13 protein-coding genes and 1 pseudogene are annotated in these 14,423 nt (G+C 64.7%); 12 read left to right on the forward strand and 2 right to left on the reverse strand.

Annotated features, from left to right (window positions below; translation table 11 throughout):
* From BW11_RS11500 to BW11_RS03965, 3 genes and pseudogenes are all read left to right on the forward strand, one after another.
* Positions 1-688 (forward strand): annotated as a pseudogene (locus BW11_RS11500) (glycosyl transferase family 39); the annotation flags it as partial.
* Positions 689-854: 166 nt separating this feature from the next.
* On the forward strand, positions 855-1,751 hold the full coding sequence (locus BW11_RS03960; RefSeq protein WP_140444747.1) for a Bax inhibitor-1/YccA family protein: 897 nt from the start codon (positions 855-857) through the stop codon (positions 1,749-1,751).
* A 175-nt stretch (positions 1,752-1,926) separates the two neighbouring features.
* Positions 1,927-2,895 carry a DMT family transporter gene (locus BW11_RS03965; protein WP_140444841.1) on the forward strand — a complete coding sequence of 323 codons (969 nt, stop codon included), beginning with the start codon at positions 1,927-1,929 and terminating at the stop codon, positions 2,893-2,895.
* Here BW11_RS03965 and BW11_RS03970 read toward each other — a convergent pair.
* Positions 2,849-3,556: a GTP pyrophosphokinase family protein gene (locus BW11_RS03970; RefSeq protein WP_052118941.1), complete on the reverse strand. Its 708-nt coding sequence runs from the start codon at positions 3,554-3,556 to the stop codon at positions 2,849-2,851. The genes BW11_RS03965 and BW11_RS03970 overlap by 47 nt on opposite strands.
* Before the next feature lie 194 nt (positions 3,557-3,750).
* Here BW11_RS03970 and miaB point away from each other — a divergent pair, with 194 nt between their 5' ends.
* Both miaB and miaA read left to right on the forward strand, forming a co-directional pair.
* Positions 3,751-5,211 (forward strand): tRNA (N6-isopentenyl adenosine(37)-C2)-methylthiotransferase MiaB, encoded by a 1,461-nt coding sequence (gene miaB, locus BW11_RS03975; protein WP_181162484.1) that lies wholly within the window; start codon positions 3,751-3,753, stop codon positions 5,209-5,211.
* On the forward strand, positions 5,198-6,211 hold the full coding sequence (gene miaA, locus BW11_RS03980) for a tRNA (adenosine(37)-N6)-dimethylallyltransferase MiaA (RefSeq protein WP_140444748.1): 1,014 nt from the start codon (positions 5,198-5,200) through the stop codon (positions 6,209-6,211). Before miaB ends, miaA begins: the two co-directional genes overlap by 14 nt.
* A 67-nt stretch (positions 6,212-6,278) precedes the next feature.
* On the opposite strand, the gene BW11_RS03985 is transcribed toward miaA, so the two are convergent.
* Positions 6,279-6,950, reverse strand: a complete 672-nt coding sequence (locus BW11_RS03985) for a Fic family protein (RefSeq protein ID WP_181162499.1) — start codon at positions 6,948-6,950, stop codon at positions 6,279-6,281.
* Between the two features lie 158 nt (positions 6,951-7,108).
* Between BW11_RS03985 and BW11_RS03990 the strand changes: the two genes are divergently transcribed.
* From BW11_RS03990 to BW11_RS04020, 7 genes are all read left to right on the forward strand, one after another.
* Positions 7,109-9,904, forward strand: a complete 2,796-nt coding sequence (locus tag BW11_RS03990; protein ID WP_140444749.1) for a DNA translocase FtsK — start codon at positions 7,109-7,111, stop codon at positions 9,902-9,904.
* A gap of 95 nt (positions 9,905-9,999) precedes the next feature.
* Complete coding sequence (gene pgsA / locus BW11_RS03995) at positions 10,000-10,644, forward strand: CDP-diacylglycerol--glycerol-3-phosphate 3-phosphatidyltransferase (RefSeq protein WP_140444750.1); 645 nt, start codon at positions 10,000-10,002, stop codon at positions 10,642-10,644.
* Between the two features lie 2 nt (positions 10,645-10,646).
* A complete protein-coding gene (locus BW11_RS04000; protein ID WP_043163831.1) occupies positions 10,647-11,231 on the forward strand; it encodes a CinA family protein in 585 nt (194 codons plus the stop codon).
* A 75-nt stretch (positions 11,232-11,306) separates the two neighbouring features.
* The gene (locus BW11_RS04005) at positions 11,307-11,822 is read left to right on the forward strand and encodes a helix-turn-helix domain-containing protein (RefSeq protein ID WP_043163833.1); all 516 of its coding nucleotides are present in this window, start codon (positions 11,307-11,309) and stop codon (positions 11,820-11,822) included.
* A gap of 143 nt (positions 11,823-11,965) precedes the next feature.
* Positions 11,966-12,205 carry a DUF3046 domain-containing protein gene (locus BW11_RS04010; RefSeq protein ID WP_107043547.1) on the forward strand — a complete coding sequence of 80 codons (240 nt, stop codon included), beginning with the start codon at positions 11,966-11,968 and terminating at the stop codon, positions 12,203-12,205.
* Between the two features lie 204 nt (positions 12,206-12,409).
* A complete protein-coding gene (recA, locus tag BW11_RS04015; protein ID WP_140444751.1) occupies positions 12,410-13,669 on the forward strand; it encodes a recombinase RecA in 1,260 nt (419 codons plus the stop codon).
* A 2-nt stretch (positions 13,670-13,671) separates the two neighbouring features.
* Positions 13,672-14,385: a regulatory protein RecX gene (locus BW11_RS04020; protein WP_140444752.1), complete on the forward strand. Its 714-nt coding sequence runs from the start codon at positions 13,672-13,674 to the stop codon at positions 14,383-14,385.
* Positions 14,386-14,423 lie beyond the last annotated feature (38 nt).

Genomic DNA, 14,423 nt, shown 5'->3' on the forward strand with positions numbered 1-14,423 from the left:
CGCCGGTCCTCTGGCGTGGACCGCGTACACCGTCTCCACCGGGCACATGGGTTCGATCGTCACCGCCGGTCCGAACGTCGCCAACTCGACCGGTATGGGTGGTCCGGGCGGCGGTCAGGGTGGTCCGGGCGGTCAGGCGGGCCCGGGCGGCGGATTCGGCGGCCAGGGCGCTCCCGGCGGCATGGGCATGCCGGGACAGTCGACCGACGGCCAGTCAGCCGGATCGGACGGTCAGCAACCGGACGGCCAGCAACCGGACGGCCAGCCGTCGACCAACGGCTATGACGGCCAGCGCGGCTCCGGCGGCGGCATGGGTGGTGGCCTGCTCGGCGGCGGTACCGCCAGCGAGGAGGTCGTCGCGATGCTCAAGGAGAACGCCGATCAGTATCGTTGGGCGGCGGCCACCACCGGCTCCCAGAACGCCGCCAGCTACCAGCTGGCCAGCGAACAGGCAGTCATGGCCATCGGCGGCTTCAACGGCTCCGACCCGGCCCCCTCCCTCGAGCAGTTCAAGAGCTACGTCGAACAGGGACTCATCCACTACTACATCTCCGGTGGCGGCATGGGCGGCCGCCAGCTCGGCGGCTCCGACGCGGCGAGTGAGATCGCCTCCTGGGTCTCCGAACACTACGAGGCGCAGACCGTGGATGGAGTCACCATCTACGACCTGACGTCATCGGCGAGCTGACGGTCATTCGCCCTACGACTCGTCATACACCTCATACGTCGGGCCCTGAATCCATGCGGATCGGGGCCCGACGCCCATGTCCACATACGTCCACAGCGAACGTATTCATGGAATCGTAAGCTTCGTACCCCTAAGATGGGGCTGAACGAATACCAAAGGAGCCAACATGACATTCGGTCAGCAGCCCCAGCCAAACCCGAACTACGAGCCGCAGGGCGGCAACAACCTCAACACCGGATACGGTGCCGGCCAGCAGTATCAGCAGCAGTACCAGTACGCGAACGCGAACCAGCAGCCCCAGTACCAGCAGCCCTACGCCCAGCCCCAGTACGCCTACGCCGGGCAGGGCGGCGCGGGTGCCGCCATCGACGCGCAGGTCGCCTACTCCTACGAGGAGGCGCGTCGCGTCTCCGTCACCAAGGCCTACGGCGAGATGACCATCGGTCTGATCGTGACCGCCGTCGTCGCCGTCCTCGGACAGGCAAGCGGACTGTACTACGCGTTCCTCATGTCCACCGGCATGTTTGGCCTCATCGGTCTGTGCGTCGTGCAGGTGGCGCTCGCCGTCATACTCGGCGCGCGCATCATGAAGATGAGCGTCGGCGCCGCGCGTGCGATGTTCTATGTGTATGCGGCGCTTATGGGTTTCACCCTGAGCTCGATCTTCATGGTCTACGATCTGGGATCGATCGGCATTGCGCTGGGCATCACCGCCGCGTTCTTCTTCGCGTTGACGATGTTCAGCCTCACCACCAAGTTCGACATGCTCAAGTTCGGACCGATTCTCATGGTCGGCCTGATCGTGCTCATCATCTCCCAGTTCGTGCTCATGCTCATCCCCGGCGTCTCCGGCATGACGCAGATCATGTGCGCCTTCGGCCTGATCCTGTTCGCCGGCATGACCATGTACGATGCGCAGTCCACGCGCGCCCTGTTCGCCCAGTACGAGGCGCAGGGTCCGGAGATGATCAGGAAGATCTCCATTCTGTGCGCGCTGAACCTGTACCTCGACTTCGTGAACATGTTCCTGTACATCCTTCAGCTCTTCGGCAACAGGGACTGACGATCTTGGGAATCACACTGATGCGACCCTGATGGCAGGAACGGTCGAACAGACTCCGGCCGACTGAGCGCAGGTGAACATCCGATACGCCCGACCACCATGTGGTCGGGCTTTTTCCTGCCCGCAATACGTCGGCGCTACGTTGGTCCCCATGAGAAGACAGGATATCGTGGGCATGGCGTGCCTCGTGGTATGCGCGCTGATCTGGGGATTCGCATTCGTCGCGCAGGTGCAGGGCATGGATGCGGTCACCCCGTTGTTCTTCAACGCCACCAGATTCACGCTCGGCGCGCTCTCCCTGCTGCCGGTGCTGCTGATGCTGCATCGGCGCAGGAGGACGGACGGCAGGACGGCGGCACATGACGGCATCGACGGCGTCGAAGGCATCGACACCGTCAGCAGGACGATTCTCGCCAACCCCGTTGTCGTCGGCATGATCTGCGGTGTTGTGCTCTTCACCGCAAGCACCCTCCAGCAATACGGCATCCTCTACGGCAAATCGGCCGGACGTGCCGGGTTCATCACCGCCCTGTACATCGTGATCGTGCCGTTGCTCGCCTTCGTGTTCCTACGTCGACGCATCGGCATCCTTGTCGTCATCGCCGTGATGCTTGCGGTCATCGGCTTCTACCTGCTATGCGTGACCGACGGCTTCGGATCCCTCGGTCTGGCCGATCTGCTGCTACTGTTCACCGCGGTGCTGTTCGCCACACACATCCTCGTCATCGATGAGCTCGGATCACATGTCGACGCGATCATGCTCTCCTTCGTGCAGTTCTCCACCACCGCGGTGCTGAGCTGGATCGGTTCGGCGATCGAAGGCTCCATCGACTGGGATGGAGCCGTGGCGGCATGGCCTCCGATCGTCTATGCCGGAATCGGCTCGGTGGGCATCGCCTATACGCTGCAGGCGATAGGCCAGCAGTGGGTGCCGCCCACCCGCGCCAGTCTGCTGATGAGCCTCGAGTCGTTCTTCTCGGTGGTGGGCGGCGCGATCTTCCTCGGCGAGGTGATGACGCCGCGCGGCTACCTCGGATGTGCGCTCATCTTCGCGGGAACCCTGCTCGCGCAGGCTCCCGCCAGAGTGCCGAAACGGCTCAGTTCGTCGTCTTCGGCGTCTCCTCGACCTGAGGCGCGCCGTTGATGTCGCGGTGGATGTTCTGCATCTGCACCTCGATGTTCTGCAGGCTGCGCGCGCAGTCGAGCAGCGTCTGCGAATGCTCGCTGAGCTTGGCGTCCGGCAGGTCGGTCTTGTAGCGCAGCGCGTGTTCGAGGCTCGCCCAGTAGTCCATAGCGATGGTGCGGAACTGCACCTCCACAGGCGTGTAGTGCGCGCCCGAGGACAGGAACACCGGCACCGCGTAGATCACATGCAGCGAACGGTAGCCGTTCTGCTTCGGGTTCTTGATGTAGTCCTTCACGCGCAGCACCTGGATGTCCGACTGTGCGGACAGGTAGTTCGACACCGAATACACGTCGTCCCGGTAGTTGCAGATCACGCGGATGCCGGCCACGTCGAACAGGTTGTCCTTGATGGAGTTCACCGCCAGCGGCAGTCCCTTGCGTTCCAGCTTGCCCATGATGGAGTTCACCGACTTCAGTCGGCGTTCCATGTGGTGGATCGGGTTGTGGCTGAACCGCACCTGGAACTCGCCGTCGAGGATCTCCAGTTTCGTCGAGATCTCGTACATCGCACCTTCGTACACCTGCATGAGGTCGATGAATTCGGTGATCTGGTCGGCGTCGAACGTGCCGTCCGCCAGACTCAGGCCCTTGAGACGTGCCTTCAGATCAGTGGTGCTCATTTTGGACTGTCGGTCAAGTATCACGGGTCATATTCTATCGTCCTCGCCGCGGCGAACCTGAATGTTGCCGGGGAATCTTCGCACGACCCGACCGTCTCGTCGATGGGGTCCGTCGATGGGGTCCGTCGATGGACCCATGCCGATACACCATGCCGATCGAGGCATGACGCGACCGTCTCATAGAATGAGCCGCTATGAATGAAGACATGATGACCGAGGCGGAGCGCGCCTCGATTGAGGCCGGCACGGCCGAGGCCCAGGCCCTCGCCGGATCGCGCGGCAAGGGCGTGTTCCACATCGACACGCTGGGCTGCCAGATGAACGTGCATGATTCCGAACGCATCGCGGGCGTACTCGAGGCGGACGGCTACGTGCCCGCCAGCGAGGAGCAGGTGCTCGACAACGATCTCGACCTGATCGTGCTCAACACCTGCGCAGTGCGTGAGAACGCCACCGAGAAGATGTACGGCACCGTGGGCCGCTACAACCGCGTCAAGCTGCATCGTCCGAATTTGCAGATCGCCGTCGGCGGATGCATGGCCCAGATCGACCGCAGGAAGATCGCAGACAAGGCGCCATGGGTCTCCGCCGTCTTCGGCACGAAGAACATCGACGTGCTGCCGAGGCTGCTCGACCAGAACCGCATCACCGGCAAGCCCCAGGTCGAGGTCGCCGACAAGCTCGACCTGATGCCCAGCCAGCTGCCTGCCGCCCGTGCCTCGCGCGTGAGCTCCTGGGTCGCGATCTCCGTGGGCTGCAACAACACCTGCACGTTCTGCATCGTGCCCACCACCCGAGGCAAGGAGAAGGACCGTCGTCCCGGCGACATCCTCGACGAGATTCGCACCTGCGTGGCCAATGGCGCGAAGGAGGTCACGCTGCTCGGACAGAACGTGAACTCCTTCGGCTACGGCATGGGCGATCGCTACGCGTTCAGCAAGCTGCTGCGCGCCTGCGGCACGATCGAAGGCCTCGAGCGTGTGCGCTTCACCTCACCGCATCCGGCCGCGTTCACCGATGACGTCATCGCCGCGATGGCCGAGACGCCGAACGTCATGCACCAGCTGCACTTCCCGCTGCAGTCCGGCTCCGACCGAATCCTGCGCGCGATGCGCCGATCCTACCGCTCCGCCAAGTTCATGGACATCCTCGGGCGCATCCGCGCCGCCATGCCGGACGCGCAGATCTCCACCGACGTGATCGTCGGATTCCCCGGGGAGACGGAGGAGGACTTCCAGGCCACGCTGGACGTGGTCCGCGAGGCCCGTTTCTCCTCGGCGTTCATGTTCATCTATTCGCCCCGTCCCGGGACCCCCGCCGCCTCCATGCCGCAGATCCCGCATGATGTGGTCCAGGAGCGCTTCGATCGTCTCGTCGCCCTGCAGGAGCGGATCACCGAGGAGAACCTCGCCACGTTCGAAGGCCGTGACGTCGAGGTGATGATCACCGGCATGCAGGGCAAGAAGGACTCTGACACGCATCGCGTCACCGGACGCGAGCGGACGGGTGTGCTCGTGCACATCCGCGTGCCGGAGGGCGAGCCGACTCCGCAGATTGGTGATTTCGTCACCGCCACCGTCACCCACGCCGGACGACACAACCTCATCGCCGATCCCGATCCGAGGAGGGGACAGACCTACCATGTCCGCCACTGAGTCCGCCACTGATCGCAAACCGCGCGTCGTCTCCATCGTCGGACCCACCGCCTCCGGCAAGACCGGGCTCGGCATCGCCATCGCCAAGCGGCTCGCCGAACAGGGGGAGCGCGCCGAGATCGTCAACGCGGACGCCTATCAGATGTATCGCGGCATGGATATCGGCACGGCCAAGCCGACCGCCGAGGAGCAGGCCGAGGTGCCGCATCATCTCATCGACATCATCGACCCTGACGAGACGATGACCGTAGCGAAGTTCCAGCAGCTCGCCCGTACCGCCATCGCCGAACTGAAGGCACGTGGCGTCCGGCCGATCCTGGTCGGCGGATCGGGCCTGTACGCCCGGGCGGCCATCGACGACATCAGCTTCCCCGGCACCGATCCGCAGGTGCGTGCGCGCCTCGAGGAACGCGAACGGCTCGAGGGCGCCGGAGCGCTGTTCGACGAGCTTCGGGACAAGGACCCCGAGGCGGCGGCGCGCATGGATCCGCGCAACCCGCGTCGTACGATCCGCGCGCTTGAGGTCATCGAGATCACCGGACGTCCGTATTCGGCGAGCCTGCCCCGATACCGCTACGTCATCCCATCTGTCCAGATCGGTCTCGATCTGGACAGGAGGGAGCTCGACCGCCGTATCGGCATCCGTACCGAGCGGATGCGCGAGCAGGGCTTCCTGGAGGAGGTTCGTCGACTTCGTCCGCATCTGGGATTCACCGCCGGAAGGGCGCTTGGATACCAGCAGATGATCGATCTGCTGGACGGCATGTGGGATGAGGATGACGACGCGTGGAACGACATCGCGCAGAAGACCCGCCGTCTGGCACGCAAGCAGATGGGCTGGTTCGGCCGCGACCCGCGCATCCACTGGCTTCAGGCGCTGAACCCGCGTTTGGTGGACAACGCCATGGCGGTCATCGCGCACGCCGATGCCGGCGACTATGACGCCATCGACGCGAAGGCCGACGAGTACACGCAGCACCATCTGGGCGACATCGTCTGACCGGGCTGATCGCGTCCGATTGCGATCGCGTCCGTCCGATTGCGACCGGACGGACGCGATCGGACGCTCAGTGCGCGGGCCCCTGCTCGAATCCGGCGATGAGGAACACCCTCGTCGGATTCGCGGGGCGGATCATCTCGGCGAACAGGCGCTCGAACACCGAAGTGTCCGCCAGATACGCCGCATGCTTGGCCTGCCTGTAGCGTTCACGCGTTACCGGGCCCCAGTCGAGGTCCCATCCGGCGTCGTGCGCAAGACGGGATCCGAACACGCGCAGCGTCATCGCGTTGCCGCCCCTGAACGGGTGCAGGTAGCCGAGCTCGTCATAGATGTGGGCGAACTTCGGTATGAACACGTCCCGGTCCAACGCCTGCAGATTATGCTGCTCGGCCAACTCGGTGGCGATGTTCAGCGCACCGGTCTCGATGAGCGAGGCGGGGAAGAACGCCTCCGGATTGCTTGCCCGCGCCTCGTCATGCGTGGCCTTGCGTGTCGTGTCCGAGGTGCGCAGCAGTCCCGCGTCGTCGAACACGCCTTCGAACAGCGCCCTGTGGATGGCGACGAGTTCGGACAGATCGCCACTCGGCCTCCAGCCGCGTTCGGCGATCAGCACGTTACGGGCGAACACGCCCGATGCGGGGAGCTGATCACCGTCCGCCACATCGATCAGCCTGGCCACGTCGATATGGCCGGCCTCGTAGTCCGCCGCGGCGCGCCTCGTCGCCTCGCCCGGCGTCATCGCTTCCAGCGCGCAGTTCTTGAGTGCAAATGCGACTGCGCTCGCACGTTCCGCAGGAGTCATACCAATATGGTAGACCATCGCGCACGGGAAGAGTTCGCGACGATTGGGTGAAAACCGGGATTCGGATACATCCGGTTCGGTAGATTGGTAGCGTTATGGCAAAGACACGATCCAATGCAGGCAGAGGGAAGACCGGCGCGAACAGCGGTTCCGCCGAGGGGTTCGACGAACCGATGTGGAAGAGGACGCTGCTCGCCGTGCCGCGTGCGCTGGGGGCCGCGGTCCGTTCGGCGTCCGGGGTGGGGGAGTACGACCCAGCATACCGCCGTGACGGCCTGTGCTTCATCCTCATCGTTCTGGCGGTGCTGTTCTGTGCCTCGGAATGGTTCCGTGTATCGGGGCCGTTCGGTGTGTTCCTTCATTCGATCGCGGCAGGCGTGCTCGGCATGACGAGCGTCGTGCTGCCCGTGCTGCTGGTGTATGCCGCGATTCGTCTGATGCGCAATTCCGGCAAGGGGTCGAACAATCCGAGGGTGATGACCGGATGGGGCCTGCTGCTGTGGTCCGTATGCTCGATCATCGATATCGCGTTCTCCGCTGGCGCGAACGGATTCGACTGGCATGAACTGCAGAACGCCGGCGGTCTGATCGGCTACATGCTCGGCACCCCGCTGGAGATCGGACTGTCGAAGGCGTTCGCGATCGCGGTGTTCGTCGTGATCGCCCTGTTCTCCATCATGCTGGTCGCCGGCGTGCACGTCACCGATCTGCCTGATCTGGTCAGGGGAGTGGTCGGCGAGGCGAAGAGCGGCGATGCCGGAGATGATGCCGATGACGATTCGATCCGCTTCGCCGACGGCGTGCCGACGCATGACGGCGACGACGAGGAGAACCACGCGAATCCCGGATCGCGAAAGCCGTCGTTGCTCGAGCGCCTGTTCGGCTTCCGTCGCAAGGATGACGAGGACCGCTCCCTCGACCGCTATGAGGCCGATGACCCGTTCGTGAACGCGGCCCGTCATCATGGACAGACCGCGGAGACGCCGGTGGTCGATGCCTCGTCCACGGTGCCGCTGACGCCGATCTCGGCTCCGTTCAACGCCGTCGACCAGGATGACGCCACCTTTGCGGTTCCCGTCTCCTCCACGCCCAACGGCATCGGCGTCGATCCGTGGGCTCCCGTCACCTCACGTGCCGGCGGAGCGGATGCGGCCGCGTCGGTGCCGTCGAGCTCCGCGTTCCCCGCCGTCGAACCGGCGACGGTCGCCATGGGCGCCGGATCGGGGGCATACGGCGCCGACACGGACGAGAGCCGTCTGCCGTCGGCGACACTTGGCACGTCGTCCGATGCGTCGTACGGCGATTCCCCTGCGGTCTCGGACGACACCTCGGATGGTCTCCCCGTCGTCGAACAGCCCTACCAGCTGCCCGACGTCAACCTGCTGGTCAAGGGCAAGCCCCATGCGGCGCGCACCCCGGCCAACGACCGCGTGATCCGCGCGTTGACCTCCACGTTCCAGCAGTTCAAGGTCGACGCGAAGGTCGTCGGCTTCCTGCGCGGCCCGTCCGTCACCCAGTACGAGGTCGAGCTCGCGCCCGGCGTCAAGGTGGAGAAGGTCACCAATCTGCAGCGCAACATCGCCTATGCGGTGGCCAGCTCCGACGTGCGCATCCTCTCCCCGATTCCCGGCAAGTCGGCCATCGGCATCGAGATCCCGAATGAGGATCGAGAGATCGTGCATCTGGGCGACGTGCTGCGCTCCCCGGGCGCGATGAACGACCCGAACCCCATGCTCACGGGCGTGGGCAAGGACGTCGAGGGCAAGTTCGTCACCGCCGATCTGACCAAGATGCCGCACCTGCTGGTCGCAGGCGCCACCGGTTCCGGCAAGTCCAGCTTCATCAACTCGATGCTCACCTCGATCATCATGCGCTCCACTCCCGATCAGGTGCGTCTGATCATGGTCGACCCCAAGCGCGTCGAACTGTCCGCATACGCGGGCATCCCGCATCTGCTGACGCCGATCATCACGGATCCGAAGAAGGCCGCGCAGGCCCTCGAATGGGTCGTCAAGGAGATGGACTCGCGCTACTCCGATCTGGAGTACTTCGGCTTCCGGCACGTCAAGGACTTCAACGAGGCGGTGCGCGCCGGCAAGGTGCACGCGCCGGCCGGTTCGGGCCGTAAGGTCGCGCCCTACCCGTACATCCTCGTCGTGGTCGACGAGATGGCCGACCTCATGATGGTCGCCAAGAACGACGTCGAAAGCTCGATCCAGCGCATCACGCAGCTGGCGCGCGCCGCCGGCGTGCATCTGGTGCTCGCCACGCAGAGGCCGTCGGTCGACGTCGTCACCGGTCTGATCAAGGCGAACATCCCCTCGCGTCTCGCATTCGCGACGTCGTCCGCCACGGATTCCAGGGTCATTCTCGATACCACCGGCGCGGAGACGCTGATCGGCCAGGGCGATGCGCTGTTCCTGCCCATGGGCGAGGCCAAGCCGCGCCGTGTACAGGGATCGTGGGTCTCCGAATCCGAGATCCGCAAGGCGGTCGAGTTCGTGCGCACCCAGCGCAAGCCCAAGTACCGCGAGGACATCGAGCAGATGGCCCAGGAGAGCGAGAAGAAGGGACTCGAGCCGGACGAGGAGATCGGTGATGATATGGACGTGCTGCTGCAGGCGGCCGAGCTCGTCGTCACCACGCAGTTTGGCTCCACATCGATGCTTCAGCGCAAGCTCAGGGTCGGCTTCGCCAAAGCGGGTCGTCTCATGGACCTGTTGGAATCGCGTGGTGTGGTCGGTCCCTCCGAGGGGTCGAAGGCGCGTCAGGTGCTTGTCCAGCCGCAGGATCTGCCGGCCGTGCTCGCGTTCATCAGAGGCGAGACCGGTTCGCTGCAGTCCTCCGGTCAGGCAGCAGGTCCGACCTTAGGCCCGCAGCCTCAGGAGTAGTGGCGACGACGTCCAGCCGTTTGTCGGGCCATATCCACTTCATGGTCAGACGAAAGCCAGCAACGGTGTAGACAAGTGAGGGTACTGTGAGGATCATGACTGACGAACAGACTATCGAAAACAAGAAGTCGTCGCTTTTTGATGGCTGGAACGCCCCGCCGAACCTCGTCACTTACTCGCGCATCGTGCTCGTGGTGATCTTCCTCGGGCTGTACATCGCCGCCGGCGCGTGGGGAGAGGACAACCCCACGATGCGCTGGGTTGCCGGCGTGATCTTCATCATCGCCGCGTCCACCGATAAGCTCGATGGATGGATGGCCCGCAAATACAAGCAGGTCACCGAGCTGGGCAAGCTCATGGATCCGATCGCCGACAAGCTGCTCACCTGCGGTGCGCTGATCGTCGCCTCCGTGTTCGACGAGTTCCCGTGGTGGGCCACGGCGCTGTTCCTCATCCGCGAGATCGGCATCACCGTGATGCGTTTCTTCGTGATGGAACGCCCCGGCGGCAAGGTCATCGCCGCTGCATGGCCGGGCAAGCTCAAGACGCTCTTCCAGTGCATCGGCCTGTCCATGCTGCTGTTGCCGTTCTGGATCTTCGACGATGGCCAGGCCACTCCGGCATGGCTGGAGGGCTACTACTTCCTCACCTACGCGATGCTGTACGTGGCTCTGGTGTTGTGCTTGTACTCCGGTGGCGTGTACCTGTACAACACGTTCATCGGCTCGAAGAGGAAGTGACCATGCGTCCCGAGACGCTCGCCGCCGCGCTGCTGCGGTGGTGCGAACGGGAGAACCTGAGGATCGCATGCGCCGAGTCGCTCACCGGAGGTCTTCTGGCCGACGCCTTCGTGCGTGTGCCGGGGGCCTCCAAGGTCTTTCTGGGCTCCGCCGTCACCTACGACATCAGGGCCAAGGATCGGATCCTCCATGTGGATCGAGAGCTGCTTGAGCGGGAGGGTGCCGTGCATCCCGAAGTCGCCCGTCAGATGGCCGCGGCGACCGCGCGTCTGTATGCGCAGCCCGAATACGACGATCGCATCATGGGACTGTCGACGACCGGCGTGGCCGGTCCCGGCCCCGACGGCGACAAGCCGGCCGGGCTCGTATACGTCGGCGTCTCCTTCCCGGCGGCATTGGATCTGCCCGATCTGCTGCATCCGATGGAGTCGCTGCGCGGCGGATGCGGGGTGAGCGAGAGCCGCGACGGCCGTCTCACCGTCGCCGTCGAACTTCGACTTGACGGCAGCCGCGAACAGGTGCGGACACGTACCGTCGACAGCGTTCTGCGAATCGTGAGCGTACTCACAGGCATTTCACAGGAATAAAACCGACCCCCTTCGCTGTTGGTCGTAGTAGAAGGCAATCGTACCTGCATGACATACACGAAAGGGATGGGGATTATGGAGACGATGACCCGCACCGAGGAACAGACGCAGATCAAGGCCGCGACGATGGTGCGTCCCGGCACCGCCCGCATGCGCGAGCTGACCCCGGCCCAGCGTCGTGCCGTCATGTTCGCCCAGCAGCAGGTGCTCATGGCGCGCGCCGCCAAGAAGGCAAAAGACGATGCCGCGGAGGCCCGACGCCGCATGTGGGACGAGGCGGAGAGCGCCGAGCGTGCGCCTCGCGCGGCCACGACGGCCGCTGCCGCCAGGGAGCAGATCCGAGAGACCGGCGAGCTCACCCTGCGTGAGGCCATCGGCCGGGTGCTGCGAGATCTTCGTTCGCGCGATCACAAGACCCTTCGCGAGGTCAGCGAGAAGGCCGGTGTCTCGCTCGGCTATCTGTCGGAGGTGGAGCGTGGTCAGAAGGAGGCCAGCTCCGAGCTGCTCAGCTCCATCGCCGAGGCGTTGGGCGTGTCCACCGCGCAGCTGCTGCGCATGGTCGCCGACAGGCTCGACATGGTCGAGGCGTAACGAGGTTCATGCCGGGTCCATGCGGATCCGGTCGTGATCCGTGCCATAGGGTGTCATAGGGGCGGTTGGAATCCGAACAATGGATTCCGACCGCCCTCTTTCGTTCGTTGGCTGCTGGGATGAACCGCATCGGCTAGACTGTGATGTTCGTGAGGGAACGTGAATTCTGGCAGCTGCTCGAAGAGGTGTTCGGTCGAAGCTACGGCAGGGCATTGTCGCAGGACCAGCAGCTGACCGAGCTGGACAACATGACGGTCGTCGAGGCCCTGGCCGCGGGGGAGGAGCCGCGCGTCGTATGGAACGTGCTGTGCGATCAGATGGGGGTCCCCGACGCCGAGCGGTGGGGTCGGGACCACAATGCGCCGCCGATGCCCGCACGCTGACCTTCCCATTGGTTTCCCGTCCGGTATCCGATTGGCGTGTCGGTTCTTATATTCGAACAAATGTTCGTCTTATGCGCTATAGTTATCCACGCCGACCATCGTGCGAGGGGTTTCAACCACAGGAGGCGGTGCGCCTTGCACCGCAGTGAACGCGTTCCGTAGCGTGAGGGGCGACCATCCGCATAACCATCAAGGAGAAATAGCATGGCACAGAAAGCAACCACCTCCGTGGACAAGCCCAAGGAGCAGCCGGCATCGGATGCAAAGCACGAGATCGATCCGCGTCGCAAGGCCGCCCTCGACAACGCTCTGGCGCAGGTCGAGAAGAACTTCGGCAAGGGTTCGGCGATGAGGCTGGGCGACAGGCCGGAGCAGAACGTGGAGGTCATCCCCACCGGTTCGCTCGCGCTCGACATGGCGCTCGGCATCGGCGGTCTGCCCAAGGGGCGCATCGTCGAGATCTACGGACCCGAATCGTCCGGCAAGACCACGTTGGCGCTGCACGTGGTCGCCAACGCGCAGAAGGCCGGCGGCGTCGCCGCGTTCATCGACGCCGAACACGCCCTCGACCCCGTCTACGCACGCAAGCTCGGCGTCGACACCGATTCCCTGATCGTCTCCCAGCCCGACAACGGCGAGCAGGCGCTGGAGATCGCCGACATGCTCATCCGCTCCGGAGCGCTCGACGTCATCGTCGTCGACTCCGTCGCGGCTCTCGTGCCGAAGGCCGAGATCGAAGGTGACATGGGAGACAGCCACGTCGGTCTGCAGGCCCGACTCATGAGCCAGGCGCTGCGCAAGATGACCGGCGCACTCGCTCAGGCGGGCACCACCGCCATCTTCATCAACCAGCTGCGAGAGAAGATCGGCGTGTTCTTCGGCAGTCCGGAGACCACCACCGGCGGCAAGGCGCTCAAGTTCTACTCCTCGGTGCGCCTCGACATCCGCCGCATCCAGACCATCAAGAACGGCGAGGAGGCCGTCGGCAACCGCACGCGCGTCAAGGTCGTCAAGAACAAGATGGCCCCGCCCTTCAAGTCCGCGGAGTTCGACATGCTCTACGGCGAGGGCATCTCCCGTGAGGGCTCCGTGATCGACATGGCCATCCAGGTCGGCGTCGTCAAGAAGTCCGGCTCCTGGTTCACCTACGGAGAGGATCAGCTGGGTCAGGGTAGAGAGAAGGTGCGTCAGTTCCTCAAGGACAACCCGGCCGTCACCGAGGAGATCGAGAACAAGGTCAAGGAGAAGTTCGGACTCATCAAACCGACCGACCAGTTCGCCGAGGACGACGCCACCAAGCAGGCATCCGAGGCGGACGCCAATACCGAGGACGTGTCCGTGACATCGGCCAACGCCGGTGCCGGAGCCAAGTCCGCGGCTGCGTCCAAGTCGGGCAAATCCGCGGCCGCGGCCTCCGCCTCCTCATCCGCCTCCGCGACGGCGAAGTCCGGGACCAAGGCCTGACGATGATCAGTGCCGAGGAGTTCCTCCGGCGTCATCCGGTCGCGCCGGAGGGGAGCGCGGGGCACCCCGTTCGTTCCGCCCGTGAGGACGGCATCCGTGTGGATGACGCGCTCGCGGGCGGAGTTCACGGGCCGTCGTTCTGCGCCGACACCGGGAACGCCATCGACGAGAACGCGCCGGATGACGACGGCGATGCCCGTGCCGCTCGCCCCTCGAGGTTCTCCCGCTGGGGAAGGGGCAACGGTGAGGTGGAGGATCCGTCCGATGCGGACGCCTGTCGTGAGGCGGCCCTGCGCCTGCTGGACGCTGCGGCGCGCTCGTCCGGCATGTTGCGTGGCCGTCTGCTTGATAAGGGGTACGCCGCCGGTGTCGTCGACGAGGTCATCGACCGACTGACCGAACTCCATCTGCTTGACGACCGCGACTACGCCGAATCGGTGGTCCGCTACTGCGCCGGCCGCATGATGGGCAGACGGGGAACCATCATGGAGCTCACACGCAAGGGTGTCGACCGTGCACTGGCCACCAGCGTGGCCGATGAGGCCGAAAGCGAGGGCGTGTTCGAGGAGGCCGCATGGGAGCTGGGGCGTCAGGTGGCGCGCAGAACCCGGGGCCTTGAAAGACAGGTGCGCCAGCGTCGCCTATGGTCGGCCGGCGGACGCAAGGGGCATGACCCGGAGACGCTGCGTCGCGTGGCGCACGAGCTGCTGGACTAGTCCACGCGGTCAATATCCGCAGTCTATGTATAATGGTC

This window comes from Bifidobacterium sp. UTCIF-38 (assembly GCF_006454495.1).
Taxonomy (GTDB): Bacteria; Actinomycetota; Actinomycetes; order Actinomycetales; family Bifidobacteriaceae; genus Bifidobacterium; species Bifidobacterium callitrichos.

Excerpts from the sequence above, each read along its gene's own strand:
- BW11_RS03960 (WP_140444747.1), top strand. The coding sequence starts at position 855 with ATGACATTCGGTCAGCAGCCCCAGCCAAACCCGAACTACGAGCCGCAG.
- BW11_RS03965 (WP_140444841.1), top strand. The coding sequence starts at position 1,927 with ATGGCGTGCCTCGTGGTATGCGCGCTGATCTGGGGATTCGCATTCGTC.
- BW11_RS03970 (WP_052118941.1), bottom strand. The coding sequence starts at position 3,556 with ATGAGCACCACTGATCTGAAGGCACGTCTCAAGGGCCTGAGTCTGGCG.
- miaB (WP_181162484.1), top strand. The coding sequence starts at position 3,751 with ATGAATGAAGACATGATGACCGAGGCGGAGCGCGCCTCGATTGAGGCC.
- miaA (WP_140444748.1), top strand. The coding sequence starts at position 5,198 with ATGTCCGCCACTGAGTCCGCCACTGATCGCAAACCGCGCGTCGTCTCC.
- BW11_RS03985 (WP_181162499.1), bottom strand. The coding sequence starts at position 6,950 with ATGACGCCGGGCGAGGCGACGAGGCGCGCCGCGGCGGACTACGAGGCC.
- BW11_RS03990 (WP_140444749.1), top strand. The coding sequence starts at position 7,109 with ATGGCAAAGACACGATCCAATGCAGGCAGAGGGAAGACCGGCGCGAAC.
- pgsA (WP_140444750.1), top strand. The coding sequence starts at position 10,000 with ATGACTGACGAACAGACTATCGAAAACAAGAAGTCGTCGCTTTTTGAT.
- BW11_RS04000 (WP_043163831.1), top strand. The coding sequence starts at position 10,647 with ATGCGTCCCGAGACGCTCGCCGCCGCGCTGCTGCGGTGGTGCGAACGG.
- BW11_RS04005 (WP_043163833.1), top strand. The coding sequence starts at position 11,307 with ATGGAGACGATGACCCGCACCGAGGAACAGACGCAGATCAAGGCCGCG.
- BW11_RS04010 (WP_107043547.1), top strand. The coding sequence starts at position 11,966 with ATGTTCGTGAGGGAACGTGAATTCTGGCAGCTGCTCGAAGAGGTGTTC.
- recA (WP_140444751.1), top strand. The coding sequence starts at position 12,410 with ATGGCACAGAAAGCAACCACCTCCGTGGACAAGCCCAAGGAGCAGCCG.
- BW11_RS04020 (WP_140444752.1), top strand. The coding sequence starts at position 13,672 with ATGATCAGTGCCGAGGAGTTCCTCCGGCGTCATCCGGTCGCGCCGGAG.